A 17,415-nucleotide genomic window follows, 5' to 3' on the forward strand; every position below is an offset into this window, starting at 1 on the left:
GGCAATGCAGTGGTGCGGTTTCCGTTTTTCGCCCTTCGGCCCAGCGCCGCAACACCTACGCTTGCGTACCAATAAGGCAGAACACACTCGATGTCTCATGACGTTTCCAGCGGAAAGCTCAAGCATATTCGCAATTTCTCCATCATTGCCCACATCGACCACGGTAAATCGACGCTCTCTGACCGTTTGATTCAGACCTGTGGCGGTTTGACAGAACGTGAGCTGAAGGAGCAAGTGCTCGACTCCATGGATATCGAGCGTGAGCGGGGCATTACCATCAAAGCGCAGTCGGTGACGCTGGACTACACCGCTGCCGATGGCCAGGTCTACCAGCTCAACTTCATCGACACGCCAGGGCACGTCGACTTCTCCTACGAAGTGTCGCGCTCACTCTACGCCTGTGAAGGGGCGCTGCTTGTCGTCGATGCGGCACAAGGGGTGGAAGCGCAGTCGGTGGCCAACTGTTACACCGCCATCGAACAGGGCCTAGAAGTGCTGCCCGTTCTGAACAAGATCGACCTGCCCCAGGCCGACCCGGACCGGGTTGCTCAGGAGGTAGAGGAGATCATCGGCCTGGATGCTACGGATGCCTGCCAAGTGTCGGCAAAAAGCGGTATCGGCATCAACGAGCTGCTCGAACGGCTGGTGCGTGACATTCCGCCGCCCAAGGGGGACCCTGAAGCACCGCTGCAAGCGCTGATCATCGACTCCTGGTTCGATAACTACCTGGGCGTCGTGTCGCTGGTGCGCCTGTTCGACGGCACGCTGCGCAAAGGCGACAAGATCCGTATCAAGTCGACGGGTCGCGACTGGAACGCCACCGAAGTCGGTATCTTCACACCGCTGCGCAAAGAGACCAATATTCTTCGCGCCGGTGAGGTTGGCTTTATCGTCGCCGGGATCAAAGAGATTCACGGCGCGCCGGTGGGGGATACCATTACCCATACCAAGACGCCAGACGTACCGCGTCTCCCCGGTTTCCAGAAAGTGAAGCCTCAGGTTTATGCCGGTATGTTCCCGGTCAGCGCAGACGATTACGAAGACTTCCGCGATGCCCTGGAAAAACTGGCTCTCAACGACGCGTCGCTGGAGTATGAGCCGGAAAACTCCGATGCGCTGGGCTTCGGCTTCCGCGTGGGTTTCCTCGGTACGCTGCACATGGAGATCATCCAGGAGCGTCTGGAGCGTGAGTACGATCTGGACCTGCTCACCACTGCGCCGACGGTTGTGTACGAGCTGGCCATGAAGAATGGCGACATTCAGTATGTCTCCAACCCCTCCAAACTGCCCGACATGGCCGATGTGGAGCAGATGCGTGAGCCCATCGTGCGGGCCAGCATTCTGGTGCCGCAGGAATTCGTCGGCAACGTCATCGCCGAGTGCGAGCAGCGCCGCGGTACCCAGCTCGACATGCAGTTCCTGGGCAATCAGATCCAGCTTACTTACGAGCTGCCCATGTCCGAAGTGGTCATGGACTTCTTTGACCGTTTAAAATCCATCTCTCGTGGCTACGCCTCGCTGGAGTACAACTTCGAACGTTTCGAAGCCGCGAAGCTGGTACGTCTGGATGTCTTGATCAACGGCGACAAAGTCGATGCGTTGGCGGTCATCATTCACCGTGACCATGCCCACTCGCGCGGTCGCTTGCTGGTGGAAAAGATGAAAGAGCTGATCCCACGGCAAATGTTCGACGTCGCGATCCAGGCGGCGATTGGTGGCCAAGTCGTGGCCCGCTCCACGGTGAAGGCGCTGCGTAAAAACGTCACGGCGAAGTGTTACGGCGGCGACGTTAGCCGTAAGAAAAAGCTGCTAGAGAAACAGAAGGCCGGTAAGAAACGGATGAAACAGGTGGGGCGTGTCGAAATTCCCCAGGATGCCTTCCTTGCTGTGCTCAAGGTTAACGACTAGGGATACGAACCCCACATGGATTTTTCACTACTACTGGTACTCGCCGTTGCGCTCTCCGGGGCCATTTACCTGTTGGATGTGCTGGTGCTTCGGCCAAAGCGCCGTGAGCGTGTGGCCAAGGCGGAAAAAGCCACCATGGAAGGCTTGGATGCGCCGACGCGGGAGAAGCTCTTAAAAGAGCCGTGGCCCGTTGACTACTCCCGTTCGTTCTTTCCTGTCTTGCTGGTCGTGCTGGTGGTACGCAGCTTCATCATCGAGCCGTTTCAGATTCCTTCCGGCTCCATGAAGCCCACGTTAGAAGTGGGCGATTTTATTCTCGTGAATAAATTCGCTTACGGACTGCGTCTGCCGGTCGTTCATCATCGCTTCTTGGAAGTGGACGATCCAGAGCGAGGCGATGTCATGGTGTTCCGCTTTCCCGAAGAGCCATCGGTGAATTTCATCAAACGCGTCGTGGGTCTGCCCGGCGACCGTATTCGCTACGAGGGCAAGCAGCTTTACGTCAATGGTGAGCCCATTGCCAAAGCGCTGATCGAAGAAGGGCCCGCGCTGTCGCCTCAGCAGCTGCTGCTTGAGGAGCAGTTGGGGGAAGTCAGCCATTTCATCTACAACAATCCCCGTGACCCAGGCCCGCAAATGCGCGAGGTGGTCGTGCCCGAAGGCCATTACTTCATGATGGGGGATAACCGCGACCACTCCAACGACAGTCGCTACTGGGGCTTCGTGCCCGAAGAGAACATCGTAGGGCGCGCCTTTGCGGTCTGGATGCACTGGGATGGTGGTCTTCCCAGTTTCACCAGCGTACGGCGTATCGAATGAACCAGCATAATGTACAAACCGTTAGTGTGGTTATCTTAGTTAACGTCAATGACGTAGGAGTACTGTGAGTAATTCCTTAACCGCTTTTTGCCGACGAATCGGCCATACCTTTGGCGACCCAACGCTTTTGGAACTGGCCATGACCCATCGCAGCTACGGTGGTCGCAACAATGAGCGCCTGGAATTTCTAGGTGACTCCATCGTCAATTTCGTCATCGCCGAAGCGCTGTTTCAGCGGTTTCCCCAGGCGCGGGAAGGGCAACTTTCCCGCCTGCGCGCTCGGTTGGTCAAAGGCCAGACCCTGGCCGAGCTGGCCCGCGAAATGGCCTTTGGCGAGTGCCTACGGCTTGGGTCCGGGGAAATGAAAAGCGGCGGACATCGCCGCGAGTCGATTCTGGCGGACGCCGTAGAAGCCGTGATCGGCGCGATTTATCTGGATGCCGGTATGGATGCCGTCCGCGAGCGTGTGCTGGCGTGGTACGCCGAGCGTCTGGAAAACATCTCGCTGCAAGATACCCAGAAAGATCCCAAAACCCGCTTACAAGAATTTTTGCAGTCGCGCCAAGCGGCGCTGCCGCGCTATGAAGTGGTCTCTGTGAAGGGAGAGGCGCATGCCCAGACCTTTACCGTGGAGTGCTACATCGAGCTGCTAAGCGAGCATACCACTGGTAAAGGCCCCAGCCGCCGCCACGCTGAACAGCAGGCCGCGGAAGAAGCATTGTCCTACCTCGAACAACCCCCTGGAGACAAATCATGAGCCAAACCTGCGGATTCGTGGCCATCGTTGGCCGACCCAACGTAGGCAAATCAACCCTCATGAACCGGATTCTGGGGCAGAAAATCTCGATCACGTCACGGCGGCCGCAAACCACGCGCCACCAGGTGATGGGGATCAAAACCGTCGATGAAACGCAGTTCATCTACGTCGATACGCCGGGCATGCACATCATGTCCAAGGATCGCAACAAAGCCATCAACCGCTTCATGAACCAAGCGGCGACGCAAGCGCTTCGCGATGTCGACTGCGTCGTGTTCATCATCGACCGCACCCGCTGGACGGACGAAGATCAAGCCGTCCTGAAACGCTTGGAGCATGTGAAGGCGCCGGTCATCTTGGCCGTCAACAAGGTCGACCGCCTTCAGGATAAAGGCGACCTGCTGCCCTGGCTTGCAGATGTGGGAGCGCGCCGCGAATTTGCCGCCGTGGTGCCCATCTCCGCCAAGCACGGCACCCAAGTCGAGACGCTGGAAGAAGAGGTCGCCAAGCACCTGCCGGAGAGCATTCACTTCTTCCCGGAAGACCAAATCACCGATAAGAGCCTGCGCTTCATGGCGGCTGAGCTGGTACGTGAAAAAGTCATGCGCCAGTTAGGCGACGAGCTGCCTTATCAGATGACGGTCGAGATCGAAGAGTTTCGCGAAACCGAGCGCGTCACCCATATCAGCGCGCTGATTTTGGTGGAGCGCCAGGGGCAGAAGGTGATCCTGATCGGTGAGAACGGCGATCGGATCAAGAGCATTGGCCGTGAAGCGCGTCTAGATATGGAACGTGCGCTGGGCACCAAAGTCATGCTCAACCTGTGGGTGAAGGTGAAGCGTGGCTGGTCGGATGACGAGCGAGCGCTGAAGAGCCTGGGTTACGATCTCGATTGAGTGCGACCATGACCGCCGAGCCTGCGTTTCTGCTGCACCGTCGGGCATACCGTGAAACCAGCGCGCTGGTCGATTTATTGACGCTCAATCATGGCCGCATCCGGGCGGTGGCCCACGGTGGCCAGCGCCCCGGATCGAAATCTCGCCAGCGGCTGCAGCCGTTTACCCCGCTGTTCGTGTCCTGGCGGGGAGATCGAGAACTGAAGCGCCTCACGTTGATGGAGTCCCGTGGGCACACCGCGCTGCTGGCGGGCGAAGGTCTGCTTTGCGGCCTATACGCCAACGAAATTGCTACCCGTTTACTGCCCCTCGAACTGAACGCCACCGATGTCTTCGCCTTCTATAGCGCGCTGCTCGACGCACTACCGGTGCCTGCTGAGCGGGGACTGGCGCTGAGGCGCTATGAATGGGCGCTTTTGGACGTGCTCGACGCTACGCCTCGGTTTTGCACCCCCGACGGCGGGGCGCTGGACCCACATCAGCGCTACCGTTTTGATGCGAATAGCCGCGCGTTCATGGCCGCAGAGCAAGGTATCGAAGGGCGCACCTTACGCTACATCGAGCAGGGTGATTGGCAGGCGACAGGCTTAGCGAGTGCGCTCAAAGCGGTCATGCGGGCCGCATTGGCCCCTCATTTGGGGCCTACCGCGCTACGTTCTCGTGAACTGATGCTGGATTTGGCCCGCCGTCGCCAGCGCCCGTAAGCTACCGTTACCACTGACCGCAATCGTCATCTACTGCCATTCACAGATTGGAGTTCTTCATGCACCCCCCACGGATTTTACTCGGCGTTAACATCGACCATATTGCCACGCTGCGCCAAGCCCGCGGCACGCGCTACCCCGACCCGGTCCAGGCAGCCCTGCTGGCTGAAGAGGCGGGCGCTGATGGCATTACCGTCCATCTGCGCGAAGACCGTCGCCATATTCAGCCCCGCGACGTTCGACTGCTGGCGGAAGTGCTCAACACGCGCATGAACCTGGAAATGGCCGTTACCGAGGAGATGCTGGCGCTGGCGGAAGAGGTGCGCCCAGCGCACGTGTGTTTAGTGCCCGAAAAGCGCGAAGAGTTGACCACCGAAGGCGGGTTGGATGTGGTCGGGGGCTTCGAACAGATCGCCAGTGCCTGCCAGCGTCTTGCGGCTGCGGGCTGCGATGTGTCGCTGTTCATCGACCCGGACGAGGCGCAAATCGACGCCGCCAAACGTGCCGGAGCACCCACCATCGAGTTGCATACCGGGGCTTATGCCGAAGCAAAACCTGGGAGCGCCGAGGCCAACGCTGAGTATGACCGCCTGAGTGCGGCGGCGGTGCATGCCGTGTCGTTAGGCCTGGTGATCAATGCCGGACACGGTCTGCATTATCACAACGTGGAAGCCATTGCCGCGCTACCCGGCGTCAACGAGCTCAACATTGGCCACGCCATCATCGCTCGCGCGCTATTCGTCGGATTGAAGGACGCCGTTCAGGATATGAAGCGTTTGATCATTGCGGGGCAGGAAGCGGGTTTGATGGCCGCCCTGGATGCTCACGAGCACGACCATGACCACGATCACGGTGATGGTCACTCTTGCTGCGGTCACTAACATGATCGTCGGGATTGGCTCGGACATCGCCCGGGTTGAGCGTTTTCGTCAGGCCGTGACCCGTCACGGCCCCCGCTTTGCACAGCGTATCTTAGGGCCAGACGAGCAGCGTGCTTGGCAGTCGAAAGGCCAGGCGACGGCTTATCTGGCGAAACGTTTTGCGGCCAAAGAGGCTTTCGTGAAAGCGTTAGGGTTGGGGCTTCGTCAGGGCATGCAGTGGAGCGAGATACAGGTACTCAACGATGCGCTGGGTAAGCCTAGTCTCAAGCTCAGTGGCGAAGCGCAGCGTCTATTTGACGCCAGCGGTGCCACGGCGGCTCATATTACCCTCAGCGACGAAGCCGATTACGCCGTCGCCTTTGTAGTGCTGGAGCGCTAGCGTCGCATCACTCTGCCACCAACGTGGCGCGCTCCTCGCTGAGCCGCGCCATGGCGGTATATAACTCGTCTAGCAGTGTCTCCACATGACGCAGTCCACTGGTGCGCAGACGTGTTTCCAAAGTTTCCACCAGCAGCGCAAGCTCGGGGGCGCCACAGTAGCGGCTGGCACCGTTCAAGCCGTGCACCCAATCCAGTAACGTCGTCAAGTCGCCTTCTGCGAAAGCGCTGCGAATGTGCTGTTCGCTTTCGGGTAGGCTGTCGATGAGCCGCACCAGTTGCTGTTTGGCCAGCGTTTCCTTGCCACCTGCCAGGCGAGCCCCCAGCGTCAAATCGACGGCAGGTAGCGAGCTGGGAGGCTCGCTAGGGGCGTGCAAGGGGCGAGCGGAGGCCGTTTCCTCTTGGGAAGAGGATGGAGGCACCACCCCTAAAAAGCGGTGGAGTAACTGCTGAAGCTGGACATCGTCGATGGGTTTGACCATGACGTCGTCCAGTCCCTCGGACAACCACTGCTGGCGTTCGTTACTCAAAACGTGAGCCGTGACGGCAATGATGGGACAGCGTGCCCAGCTATTGTCGATACGCCGCAGTGCCTGAGTCGTTTGAATGCCATCCATACCGGGCATACGAATATCCATGAGCACCATGTCAGCGGTGGCGCGCTTGGCGAACTCCAGCGCTTCATGGCCGCTATCGGCCAGCACGATACGTATCGTTTCGCTCTCTAACATGGCTTTGAGCAGTTCGCGGTTGGGCGCGTTGTCGTCGACGATCAGAATCGTCAAGCGCGGCGCAGGCAACGCTTTCGCCACGGAGCTATGGGTAGGAGCGCTGAGCGTCTGGGGCTGCAGCAGGTGTCGCAGGGTCGTGGCAAGCTGTGCTCGGGTAAACGGCTTGCACAGCATTTCGCCGCCGTGAGGCAGTGGCCAGCTGGGCAGATCGAAACTGGTGGTATTGGCCAGAACCAGCACCGGGCAGGGCGTCTGTTCGATGACCGACTGCCAATATCCTCGTCGCTCTTCGCTAAAGTCCTCTGTTGCCAGGCACAAAATCAGCAGTGATTCATTGCCCGCATCGATGAACGAGACCGGCCGCGCCCCCCAGCGCTCCAGCAGGTGTTCGAGCACGTTGCGGGTAGGCAGGTGCGGTTCGTGAAGACGGATGATCGGACCGTCGAGCGTCAGCTCGGGGGGGCGTTCATCGGCAAGGTGAGCTAACAGCGGCAGAGTGAAGGAGAACGTCGAGCCTTTGCCGAGTTCGCTGTCGACGGTGATCTCGCCACCCATACGTTGAATGAGCTGACGACAAATGGTGAGTCCCAGGCCACTGCCACCAAACTGCCGCGAATGGCTGGGCTCTGCCTGGGAAAAAGCGCTAAAGAGCTGTTGCTGATGCTCTTCGCTTAGCCCGATGCCCGTATCGCTGACGCTGATGTGCAGGACGACGTGCTGCCCCTCCTGGTTTTCCAGCATAACACGCACGATCACGTCACCTTCGGTGGTGAACTTGATCGCATTGCCCAACAGATTGTTCAGCACCTGATGAATGCGCAGCGGATCGCCACATAACGGCGTGGGCACGTCGTCGTATACCATGGCCACCAAATGGAGCTGCTTGCGCTGCGCTTCGGGGGCATGTAAGCCAATGATCTCATCCACCAAGGCGACGATATCGACGTCCACTTCTTCCAGCGTAAGCCGGTCGGCTTCCAGCTTGGAGAAATCCAAGACATCGTTGACCAGCATCAGCAGGTTGTCGCAGGCGCGCCGCACGTGCTCTAACCACTCTTTTTGGCGGCTATCCAGCGAGGAGCGCCCTAACAGGCGGCAAAAGCCGACGATGCCATTGAGCGGTGTGCGTATTTCATGGCTCATGTTGGCCAAGAACTCGGATTTGACGGCGTTGGCGCGAAGCGCGCTGCGGTGGGCCAGATCCAGCTTGATGTTTTGCTCTTCGATGGTCTCCATCGACTCCTGCAGCTCGCTGGTGGCCTGCTCGATTTGGCTCTGCATATCCCGCTGGGCTTGCTGGAAATGCTCGGCCAGCCGGTTGATATGATTGGCCAACTGCTTGAACTCGGTAGGCTTGGCGTTGGACATGACCAAGCTGTAATCGCCCCGAGACAAGCGGTAGAGGGCCTGATTGGCCTCTTCGATAGGGCGGCTGGCGTATCGGCTGATCGCAAAGGCCACCAGGAACAGCACCAACCCGAGAAGCATGCCACCGAGGCTCAAGCTGGCGATCAATCGGTAGCGCTCCAGGGTCAGCGCGCGGATGTCCATCTCTGCTTCCAGCCAGCCGTTGGTGACGCGGCTGGTGCCGCCCACTGTTTCACTGATGAGCGGCACCTGAAGACGCCAGACATCCTCCTCTTTGGCGAGAGTGGTCGCCTCGGGGGCGTGCAGGCGCGGCGGAGGCGGCATCGAACGGCCCAGTACCAGCAGCCGGTTGCCCTGTTCGTCGAACAGCGTCACCGCCCGCAGGCCACGATGTTCCAAAAGCTGGCGGGCCAGTGTCTCCAAACGCGGCAAGTCGCCATCGGTCATGGCGCTCCCCAGACTGGGGGCCAGCAGTTCGCCAGCGCTGGTCAGTCTGTCTTCGAGCACGTTGCGGCCAGTGTGCTCACTCTGAAGCACCAATAGCACCGCCATGACGGCATACACGAGTAAGGGAAAACCAAGCAGAGCGAACAGCAGGCGCGTGTTTAATGACATGAAAGAAGCTCGTCGAATCTGGAAGGTTGCCTGTCCACTCACAGGCAGCACCGATATAATGCAGCATAACGGTTACGATAAGGAATGTTCGATGAATTATCCCACGCTCGAAGATGTGGTCGGCAATACGCCCTTGGTTCGCCTAAAGCGAATCAGCGCTGGCAAGAACAATACGCTGCTGGCCAAACTGGAAGGTAACAACCCGGCCGGTTCGGTCAAAGACCGCCCGGCACTGTCGATGCTGAGCGAAGCCGAAGCCCGCGGTGAGATCGCCCCGGGGGATACGCTCATCGAAGCAACCTCGGGAAATACCGGAATTGCCCTGGCCATGGCGGCGGCCATCAAAGGGTACAAGATGACGTTGATCATGCCAGAAAACGCCTCTGCTGAGCGCAAGCAAGCCATGGCGGCCTACGGCGCCACGCTGATTTCCGCTAGCAAAGAGGGTGGAATGGAAGAGGCGCGCGATATCGCCGACGCGATGATTGCCCGAGGAGAAGGCAAGCCGCTGAACCAGTTTGCCAACCCGGATAACCCGCTGGCGCACTACCGTACCACCGGGCCGGAAGTGTGGCGGCAAACGGGCGGAGAGGTGACCCACTTCGTGAGTTCTATGGGGACGACCGGGACGATCATGGGCGTATCGCGCTACTTGAAAGAGCAAAACAGCGCGATTCAAATCGTCGGGTTACAGCCCGCCGACGGTGCCAGTATTCCCGGAATTCGTCGCTGGCCACAGGAGTATCTGCCGGCCATTTTCGAAGCGCCGCGGGTGGATGTCACGCTCGATATCAGCCAGCAAGAAGCCGAAACGCACATGCGCCGATTGGCCCGTGAGGAGGGCATTTTGGCGGGTGTTTCGTCGGGAGGCAGCTTGGCAGGTGCGCTGCGCATCGCAGAGCAAACCGAAAATGCGGTCATCGTGTTCATTGTATGTGACCGTGGTGATCGCTATCTCTCCACGGGCTTGTTTGCCCCGGAGGTATAAATGGCTATGTTGGGTAAGCGGCGGCCGCCACGGCCGGCCTCGGGCCATTCTGGGTTGGCGCGCCAACCCAGCGGCAACGGCGCGCCTGCCAAGCCGTCTGTCGCCACGGATGCCGACGCGCCGCTGGTGATCGAGCGTCTCGCTCACGATGGGCGCGGTGTGGCACATCATCCGGCGGGTAAAACCGTCTTTGTCGATCGCGCGCTGCCAGGAGAGCAGGTCGACGTGGCCGTACACGTCACTCGCAAGCGCTTTGATGAGGCGCATGTCAAAACGTTAGTGACTCGCTCACCTCAGCGCGTAGAGCCGCCGTGTGCGCATTTCGGCCACTGTGGCGGCTGCGATTTACAACATTTGGCGCTCGATGCGCAGCGTGCCCACAAACGTGAAGTCGTCAGCGAGCTAATGGCGCGTCAAGGCCTGAGGCTAGAGACAGTAGAGACCATCAGCGGACAGTCCGAACACTATCGCCGCCGGGCCCGCTTGGGTGTCAAGGTCGATGGCCAGGGGACCGTGCGGCTTGGGTTTCGCGCGGCGAACAGCCATCGCTTGGTGGACATCGACCAATGCCACGTGTTGGTGCCGTCGCTCCAGTCGCTGATAGCCCCTTTGAAACAACTGCTGACCGAGCTGGAAGCACCGCGTTCCGTCGGCCATATTGAACTGCTCGCCACTGCCCAGGCTACGGTGGTGCTGGTTCGCCAGCTCAAAGAACAGCCTCAGGATGGGCTGCGCTGGCAAGCCTTTGCAGACCAACAAGGAGTGCGTTTAGGCACCTGGTTGGGGCGGGAGTCCCCCTTATTGCACTGGTATGGTGCAGCGCCTGCACTGGAAGAGCGCTTTTCGTTGAGCGCGTTGGGCGTGAGCGCGGCGCAGGCCGCTGACGAACTGGTGCTGCAGTTTGCTCCCGGTGATTTTTTGCAGGTAAATGCCGAGGTCAATCAAAAGATGGTGGCGCAGGTGGTAGCATGGTTATCACCGGCACCAGGAATGCAGCTGCTCGATCTGTTTGCCGGAATGGGGAACTTCAGCGTGCCGCTAGCCGCTGCCGGTGCCCGCGTGCATGCCGTGGAAGGCAGCGCCACCATGGTCGAGCGCCTCGCAGCCAACGCAACGCGGAATCGGCTGAGCGTGGGCGCACAGCAGGCGGATCTCAATGACGCGGCGACAGTGAAAGCACTGCTTCGCGAGCACTCTGCCGAGGCGATAGTGCTCGACCCGCCGCGCAGTGGCGCCGAGGCTGTCTGCCAAGCGCTTGGGCGCCAAAAAGTGGCGAAGATCGCTTACGTGTCTTGCGATCCAGCCACGCTGGCCCGGGATGCGGCACACCTTGTGCATGCGGGATATCGCGTCAAGCACGTCGCAGTGGCAGATATGTTTCTGCACACTGCCCACATGGAAACGTTGATGCTGTTTGAATACGCGGGCTAGTTTGCCCTTTGCAGCAAGTTTTGGTGGCGGCGGAGTGGAGGCCACCACCCAGAAAGGATGAGTCATAGTCATGGTGAAAGTGCGTGAAGACCAGCCGCTGACAGAAAGCGGGAAGGTGGACATACAACAATGGTTAACGCGCCTTCAGGACGATGTGCGCCTACGCGACCCCGAGCGCTTGATGCAGGCCTGCGAGTTGGCCGAGCAGTTAGAGCGAGAAGCGCCCCGCACCCATCGGGTGTGGCTGTCGCCGGGGTCTAGCTTCCGCATGGGCCTCGAGATGGCGGATATTCTCGCCGATCTCAAGCTCGACCAGTCGACGCTGGAGGCCGCCGTGCTCTACCGCGCCGTGCGGGAAGGGCTGTTGAGCTTGGAAGGCGTCAGCAAGCGCTTTGGAGATGAAGTCGCCAAGCTCATTGATGGTGTGCTGCAAATGGCCGCCATCAGCTACCCATTGGCACCTAACCATGGCATGAGCCAGCACAACCAGCAGGAGAACCTGCGCAAAATGCTGGTGAACATGGTCGGCGACGTGCGTGTCGCGCTGATCAAAATCGCCGAGCGCACCTGCGCGCTGCGCCAAGTCAAAGACGCTCCTCGTGAGAAATGCCTGCAGGTGGCCAGAGAAGTAGCCGATATCTACGCGCCGCTGGCGCACCGCCTCGGCATCGGCCAAATCAAATGGGAGCTGGAAGACCTCTCTTTCCGTTACTTGCACGAAGAAGATTACAAAGCCATCGCCAAACTGTTGGCCGAGAAGCGCTTGGATCGCGACCGCTACATTCACGACGTGGTCGAAACGCTCAAAGGCTTGATGGAAGCTCAGCATATTCACCGCTACGACGTGAGTGGGCGAGCCAAGCATATCTACTCCATCTGGCGCAAAATGAAGCGCAAGCGAATCGATTTTTCCCAGGTTCACGATGTGCGCGCCGTGCGTATTCTGGTGCCGGAAGTGACCGACTGCTACACCGTATTGGGGATCGTTCACTCCCGCTGGCACCACGTGCCCAACGAGTTTGATGACTACATCGCCAATCCCAAAAAGAACGGCTATCAATCGCTGCACACCGCCGTGATGGGACCGGAGAACAAGGTGCTGGAAATTCAGATTCGCACCTTCTCCATGCACGATGAAGCCGAGCTTGGGGTATGCGCCCACTGGCGCTACAAAGGCCACGACACCAACGCCAAAAGCCGCAGCTATGAAGAAAAAATCGCCTGGCTGCGCCAAGTGTTGGAGTGGCAGGACGAAGTGGGCGGCTTTGGCGATTTACGCGAAGGCCTCTCCAGCGATGTCGCCCCCGACCGTATCTACGTCTTTACGCCCGATGGGCATGTCATCGACCTGCCGCGTATCGCCACGCCCATCGATTTTGCTTACCGGGTGCACACCGAAATTGGCCATCGCTGCCGAGGGGCCAAAGTCAATGGTCGCATCGTACCACTGACCTACAAGCTGAAAACCGGCCAGCAGATCGAGATTCTCACCGCTACCAAAGGCGGCCCCAGCCGCGACTGGCTCAACCCCAGTTTGGGTTACGTGCGCACCTCCCGGGCGCGGGCCAAGATTCAAGCGTGGTTCAAACATCAGGCCCGCGACCAGAACCTGGACGAAGGCCGAGCGCTTTTCGAGCGTGAAATGCGCCGCCTGGATGTGGAAGGGCTGGACCTGCCCAAGCTCGCCAAAGCCGTCAACTACCAAAACGCCGACGATATGTACGCGGCGCTGGGTGCCGGGGACCTGCGCATTGGTCAAGTGCTGCATCAAGCCCAGCAACTGTTTGGGGAAACCGACGACCAGGAGCAGCTGGACCGCCTGCTGGCCAAGCCTCGGCGCCAGCCCAGCAAGGCCACCCAAAGCGACATTACCGTGCTTGGGGTGGGCAACCTGAAAACCAGCATGGCGAATTGCTGCCGCCCGGTGCCCGGCGAGCCGATTGTCGGCTTTATTACCCAAGGGCGTGGCGTGACCGTGCACCGCCAGGACTGCACCAACATTCTCCAATTGCGCATGGAAGAGCCCCAGCGCATTATCGAAGTGGAGTGGGGCGAGCGGGCGCACACCCGCTACCCGGTGACCATCGAGATTCAAGCCTGGGATCGCTCGGGCCTGCTACGCGATGTCACGGGCCTGCTGGGCAACGAAAAGGTCAACGTGTTGGCGGTCAACACGCTCACGGATACCGATGAAGGCATCGCCCGACTGCGGATTACCCTGGAGGTGGACGGCCTGGAATCCCTCGGCAGGCTGTTCTCACGTATCCAGCAGCTACCTAACGTGACCGAAGTGCGCCGCCTGCGTAACGCCGACCCTGAAAAAAGTGCCCGCAAAGGAGGGGCCTGATGCGCCATACCCTGGATGATTTGCTCAGCCTGATGTCCGTATTGCGCGACCGAGAGCAGGGCTGCCCGTGGGATATCCAACAGGATTGGGACAGCATCGTGCCCCATACCCTGGAAGAGGCGTACGAAGTGGCTGACGCTATCGAGCGTCGCGCTTTTGAGGAGCTGCCCGGCGAGCTGGGCGACCTGCTGTTTCAAGTGGTCTATTACGCCCAGTTTGGCGCAGAAGAGCAGCGCTTCGACTTTCACGATATCGTCGATACGCTGACCGCCAAAATGCTGCGACGTCATCCCCATGTGTTCCCAGACGGCACACTGGCTTCCCGCCGCCCGCCCGGCGTGAGTGCCGACGAGGTCAAAACCCAGCAGGTGAATAGCCGCTGGGAAGCGCTAAAGGCCGACGAGCGCGCCGAACGAGCCACCCAAGCGCCGTCGGTACTGGACGACGTGCCCCGCACGCTGCCTGCGTTAAGCCGCGCCGCGAAGCTCTCCAAACGCGCCGCCCGGGTTGGCTTTGATTGGCCCGATGACGAAGGCGTGCTGGCCAAAATTCGCGAGGAGCTGGAGGAGGTCGAAGAGGCGCTGACGGCGGGGGATCGTCAGCACGCCCAGGAAGAGGTAGGCGACCTGCTGTTTGCCGTCACTAATTTAGCCCGCACGCTAGGCGCCGACCCCGAGCAGTGCCTACGCAGCACCAACGCAAAATTCGAGCGCCGCTTTCGCTATGTCGAACGCGCGCTTGCCGATGCCGAGCGCCCGTTAAACGAGGCCTCGCTGGATGAGATGGAAGGCCACTGGCAAGCCGCGAAAGCCCAAGAACAACGCTAATTTCAAAACCATCAACGCGACCCCGCAAGGAGGCCACGCCAATGAGTCATGATCTACACGAATCACTGCGCGATAACGTGCGTATTCTGGGCGACAGTCTAGGGCGAACCATCGCCGATGATTTAGGCCAGTCGTTTGTCGATAAGATTGAAACCATTCGTGCCCACGCCAAGCGCGGTCGCCAAGGTGACTCCCTGCAGCAGCGCCAGCTCATCGAATACCTGCGTCAGCTGCCGGAACGCGATCTGTTGCCCGTTACCCGAGCTTTTAACCAGTTTTTAAATTTGGCTAACATCGCCGAGCAGCACTACCGGGCGCGGTTTCGTCGGGTAGAGGACTACAAACCCGGCTCGCAGCCCGCACTTGGAGAGCTGCTGGGACGCGCCCAGCAAGCGGGTAATTCACCGCGCAAACTGGTGGAAACGCTGGCCAACATGCGCGTCGAGCTGGTGCTGACCGCGCATCCCACCGAAGTCATCCGCCGCACGCTGATTCAGAAGTACGACGCCATCGATGAGTGCTTGACCGCCATCGAAAGCTCGGAAGATTACCCCGAACGCGGCGCCCGCGCCCAAGGCCGCTTGGAAGAGCTGATCAGCCAAGCGTGGCACACCGACGAGATTCGCCACGAACGTCCCACGCCGGTAGACGAAGCCAAGTGGGGCTTTGCCGTCATCGAGAACTCGCTGTGGCAAGCGGTGCCGGATTTCCACCGCGACTTGGATAACCTGCTGCTGGACACTGCAGGCGAGCGCCTGCCGCTGGACGCCGCGCCGATTCGCTACGCCTCCTGGATGGGCGGCGACCGCGACGGCAACCCGAATGTCACCGCCAAAGTCACCCAGGAAGTGCTGCTGCTGGGCCGCTGGATGGCAGCGGATCTCTACCTGCGCGATTTAGAGCAGCTCAAAACCGAGCTCTCCATGTGGAAAGCCAACAGCGCCCTCAAAGCCGAAGTGGGCGATGTGGCGGAGCCCTACCGCGAACTGCTCAAGCGGCTGCTGACCAAAATGGAAGCCACCCGGGACTGGGCGAAAGCGCAGTTGGATGGCCGCAACTACGACGGCGGGCCGATCATCGAAACCCGCGACCAGCTCTACGCGCCGCTGCTGGCCTGCTACCGCTCGCTGTGCGATGTGGGGCTGGATACTATAGCCAACGGTGCGCTGCTGGACACGCTGCGCCGCGTGGCCGTGTTCGGCGTCACGCTGACCAAGCTCGACCTTCGCCAGGAAGCCAGCCGCCACGCCCAAGTAATGGAAGAACTCACCAGCTCCCTGGGGCTAGGTCATTACCAAGAGTGGAGCGAAACCCAGCGTCAGGAGTTTTTGCTCGCAGAGATTGAGTCCCGTCGCCCCCTGATTCCTCGCCGCTGGGAGTGTTCGGCGGAGTCCCGGGAAGTCATCGACACGTTCAAGGTGATCGCCCAGGAGCATGCGGAAGCGCTGGGTACTTACATTATCTCCATGGCCGCCGAGCCCTCTGATGTGCTCACCGTGGCGCTGCTGATGAAAGAAGTGGGCGGGCAAGTAACACTGCCCATCGCGCCGCTGTTCGAAACCCTCAACGACCTGGATCACGCGGGCGATGTGATCGATCAGCTGCTGGCTCTGCCGGGCTACCGTGCTCTGGCGAAAGACCGTCAAGAAGTAATGATTGGCTACTCCGACTCCGCCAAAGATGCCGGTCAGCTCGCCGCTGCTTGGGCACAGTATCGCGCCCAGGAAGCGTTGGTGAACGTTTGCGAGAAGCATGGCGTTGACCTGACGCTGTTCCACGGTCGTGGCGGTACCGTGGGCCGTGGTGGCGGCCCGGCTCACGCGGCGATTCTGTCTCAGCCGCCGGGCTCCGTGAACGGCAGCCTGCGGGTGACCGAGCAGGGCGAGATGATTCGCTTCAAGTTCGGCCAGCCGGATATCGCGCTGCGCTCCATGGAGATCTACGCCTGTGCGGTGCTGGAGGCCACGCTATTGCCACCGCCCGCGCCGGAACCCCACTGGCGCGAAGAGATGGATCAACTGGCCAAAGTCGCCCACGGTGCTTATGTAGGCGTGGTAAGGGAAGACCCCGACTTCGTACCTTACTTCCGTGCGGTGACGCCGGAAGGGGCGCTGGGCCGATTGCCGCTTGGCTCGCGGCCCACTAAGCGCCGTCAGGATGGCGGCGTGGAAACCCTGCGGGCGATTCCCTGGATTTTCGCCTGGACGCAGATCCGCCTAATGCTGCCTGCATGGCTTGGCAGCGGCGAAGCCTTCTCCCGCCGCCTGGAGCAGCCCGGCGGCCGCGAAGTGCTGCAAGAGATGCGCACCCAGTGGCCGTTCTTTGGCACCTATCTTGATATGTTAGAGATGCTGCTGGCCAAAGCAGACGTGGCGATTGCCGCCTACTATGAGCACCGCTTGGTGGACGAGCCGTCGCTGAAAGCGCTGGGCAAAAAGCTCCGCGAACGCTTCGAGCGGTTGGAAGACGTGGTGTTAGATATTCTTCAGCAGGAGAAACTGCTGGAGAACACGCCATTGATTCGTCAGGCGATTGACGTGCGCAACCCTTACATCGACCCACTGCACGGCCTGCAAGCCGAGCTGTTGCAGCGTAACCGGGATGCTGATGGGGCGATTAGCCCAGATCTTTCCCGCGCACTGATGGTCACCATGGCAGGGATTGCGGCCGGTCTGCGTAACACCGGCTAAGCTGAAGACAGCCCACCAGCGCCGCTACCGATGGGTGGCGGCGCTTTTCTTTACGTCCAGTGTTGGAGTCAAAAC

The 17,415-nt window shown here is 60.2% G+C and carries 13 protein-coding genes; 12 read left to right on the top strand and 1 reads right to left on the bottom strand.

Annotation, left to right across the window (positions count from 1 at the left end; translation table 11 throughout):
- Nucleotides 1–90: 90 nt before the first annotated feature.
- From lepA to acpS, 7 genes are all read left to right on the top strand, one after another.
- The gene (gene lepA, locus QIT27_RS05805) at nt 91–1,908 is read left to right on the top strand and encodes a translation elongation factor 4 (RefSeq protein ID WP_153843674.1); all 1,818 of its coding nucleotides are present in this window, start codon (nt 91–93) and stop codon (nt 1,906–1,908) included.
- A gap of 15 nt (nt 1,909–1,923) precedes the next feature.
- Nucleotides 1,924–2,727 (top strand): signal peptidase I, encoded by an 804-nt coding sequence (gene lepB, locus QIT27_RS05810; RefSeq protein WP_159342482.1) that lies wholly within the window; start codon nt 1,924–1,926, stop codon nt 2,725–2,727.
- A 64-nt stretch (nt 2,728–2,791) separates the two neighbouring features.
- Entirely contained in the window at nt 2,792–3,484 is a 693-nt protein-coding gene (gene rnc, locus QIT27_RS05815; RefSeq protein WP_044628375.1) for a ribonuclease III, read from the top strand.
- Nucleotides 3,481–4,380, top strand: coding sequence for a GTPase Era (era, locus tag QIT27_RS05820; protein WP_159342481.1), 900 nt, complete (start codon nt 3,481–3,483; stop codon nt 4,378–4,380). The genes rnc and era overlap by 4 nt, the downstream gene beginning before the upstream one ends.
- Nucleotides 4,381–4,388: 8 nt before the next feature.
- Entirely contained in the window at nt 4,389–5,084 is a 696-nt protein-coding gene (gene recO, locus QIT27_RS05825; protein ID WP_285263172.1) for a DNA repair protein RecO, read from the top strand.
- A 59-nt stretch (nt 5,085–5,143) separates the two neighbouring features.
- Nucleotides 5,144–5,965, top strand: coding sequence for a pyridoxine 5'-phosphate synthase (pdxJ, locus tag QIT27_RS05830; RefSeq protein ID WP_285263173.1), 822 nt, complete (start codon nt 5,144–5,146; stop codon nt 5,963–5,965).
- Between the two features lies 1 nt (nt 5,966).
- Nucleotides 5,967–6,344 (top strand): holo-ACP synthase, encoded by a 378-nt coding sequence (gene acpS, locus QIT27_RS05835; protein ID WP_285263366.1) that lies wholly within the window; start codon nt 5,967–5,969, stop codon nt 6,342–6,344.
- Between the two features lie 7 nt (nt 6,345–6,351).
- On the opposite strand, the gene QIT27_RS05840 is transcribed toward acpS, so the two are convergent.
- The gene (locus QIT27_RS05840) at nt 6,352–9,057 is read right to left on the bottom strand and encodes an ATP-binding protein (protein WP_285263174.1); all 2,706 of its coding nucleotides are present in this window, start codon (nt 9,055–9,057) and stop codon (nt 6,352–6,354) included.
- Nucleotides 9,058–9,148: 91 nt separating this feature from the next.
- Between QIT27_RS05840 and cysM the strand changes: the two genes are divergently transcribed.
- The 5 genes from cysM (at nt 9,149) to ppc (ending at nt 17,340) form a co-directional block, all read left to right on the top strand.
- Complete coding sequence (cysM, locus tag QIT27_RS05845; RefSeq protein WP_253016073.1) at nt 9,149–10,045, top strand: cysteine synthase CysM; 897 nt, start codon at nt 9,149–9,151, stop codon at nt 10,043–10,045.
- Nucleotides 10,046–11,476, top strand: a complete 1,431-nt coding sequence (locus tag QIT27_RS05850) for a TRAM domain-containing protein (protein WP_285263175.1) — start codon at nt 10,046–10,048, stop codon at nt 11,474–11,476.
- Nucleotides 11,477–11,546: 70 nt separating this feature from the next.
- Nucleotides 11,547–13,823: a GTP diphosphokinase gene (gene relA / locus QIT27_RS05855; RefSeq protein ID WP_253016077.1), complete on the top strand. Its 2,277-nt coding sequence runs from the start codon at nt 11,547–11,549 to the stop codon at nt 13,821–13,823.
- Nucleotides 13,823–14,650, top strand: coding sequence for a nucleoside triphosphate pyrophosphohydrolase (mazG, locus tag QIT27_RS05860; protein WP_285263176.1), 828 nt, complete (start codon nt 13,823–13,825; stop codon nt 14,648–14,650). Before relA ends, mazG begins: the two co-directional genes overlap by 1 nt.
- A 41-nt stretch (nt 14,651–14,691) precedes the next feature.
- The gene (ppc, locus tag QIT27_RS05865) at nt 14,692–17,340 is read left to right on the top strand and encodes a phosphoenolpyruvate carboxylase (protein ID WP_285263177.1); all 2,649 of its coding nucleotides are present in this window, start codon (nt 14,692–14,694) and stop codon (nt 17,338–17,340) included.
- The last annotated feature ends 75 nt before the right edge of the window (nt 17,341–17,415 follow it).

It is taken from the genome of Halomonas sp. LC1, assembly GCF_030247125.1.
In the GTDB taxonomy this organism is placed as follows: domain Bacteria; phylum Pseudomonadota; class Gammaproteobacteria; order Pseudomonadales; family Halomonadaceae; genus Vreelandella.

What these genes read in the sequence shown, in the direction of transcription:
- QIT27_RS05840 (WP_285263174.1), bottom strand. Translation starts at nt 9,057, where the DNA reads ATGTCATTAAACACGCGCCTGCTGTTCGCTCTGCTTGGTTTTCCCTTA.
- ppc (WP_285263177.1), top strand. Translation starts at nt 14,692, where the DNA reads ATGAGTCATGATCTACACGAATCACTGCGCGATAACGTGCGTATTCTG.
- recO (WP_285263172.1), top strand. Translation starts at nt 4,389, where the DNA reads ATGACCGCCGAGCCTGCGTTTCTGCTGCACCGTCGGGCATACCGTGAA.
- era (WP_159342481.1), top strand. Translation starts at nt 3,481, where the DNA reads ATGAGCCAAACCTGCGGATTCGTGGCCATCGTTGGCCGACCCAACGTA.
- QIT27_RS05850 (WP_285263175.1), top strand. Translation starts at nt 10,046, where the DNA reads ATGGCTATGTTGGGTAAGCGGCGGCCGCCACGGCCGGCCTCGGGCCAT.
- mazG (WP_285263176.1), top strand. Translation starts at nt 13,823, where the DNA reads ATGCGCCATACCCTGGATGATTTGCTCAGCCTGATGTCCGTATTGCGC.
- pdxJ (WP_285263173.1), top strand. Translation starts at nt 5,144, where the DNA reads ATGCACCCCCCACGGATTTTACTCGGCGTTAACATCGACCATATTGCC.
- lepB (WP_159342482.1), top strand. Translation starts at nt 1,924, where the DNA reads ATGGATTTTTCACTACTACTGGTACTCGCCGTTGCGCTCTCCGGGGCC.
- cysM (WP_253016073.1), top strand. Translation starts at nt 9,149, where the DNA reads ATGAATTATCCCACGCTCGAAGATGTGGTCGGCAATACGCCCTTGGTT.
- acpS (WP_285263366.1), top strand. Translation starts at nt 5,967, where the DNA reads ATGATCGTCGGGATTGGCTCGGACATCGCCCGGGTTGAGCGTTTTCGT.
- lepA (WP_153843674.1), top strand. Translation starts at nt 91, where the DNA reads ATGTCTCATGACGTTTCCAGCGGAAAGCTCAAGCATATTCGCAATTTC.
- relA (WP_253016077.1), top strand. Translation starts at nt 11,547, where the DNA reads ATGGTGAAAGTGCGTGAAGACCAGCCGCTGACAGAAAGCGGGAAGGTG.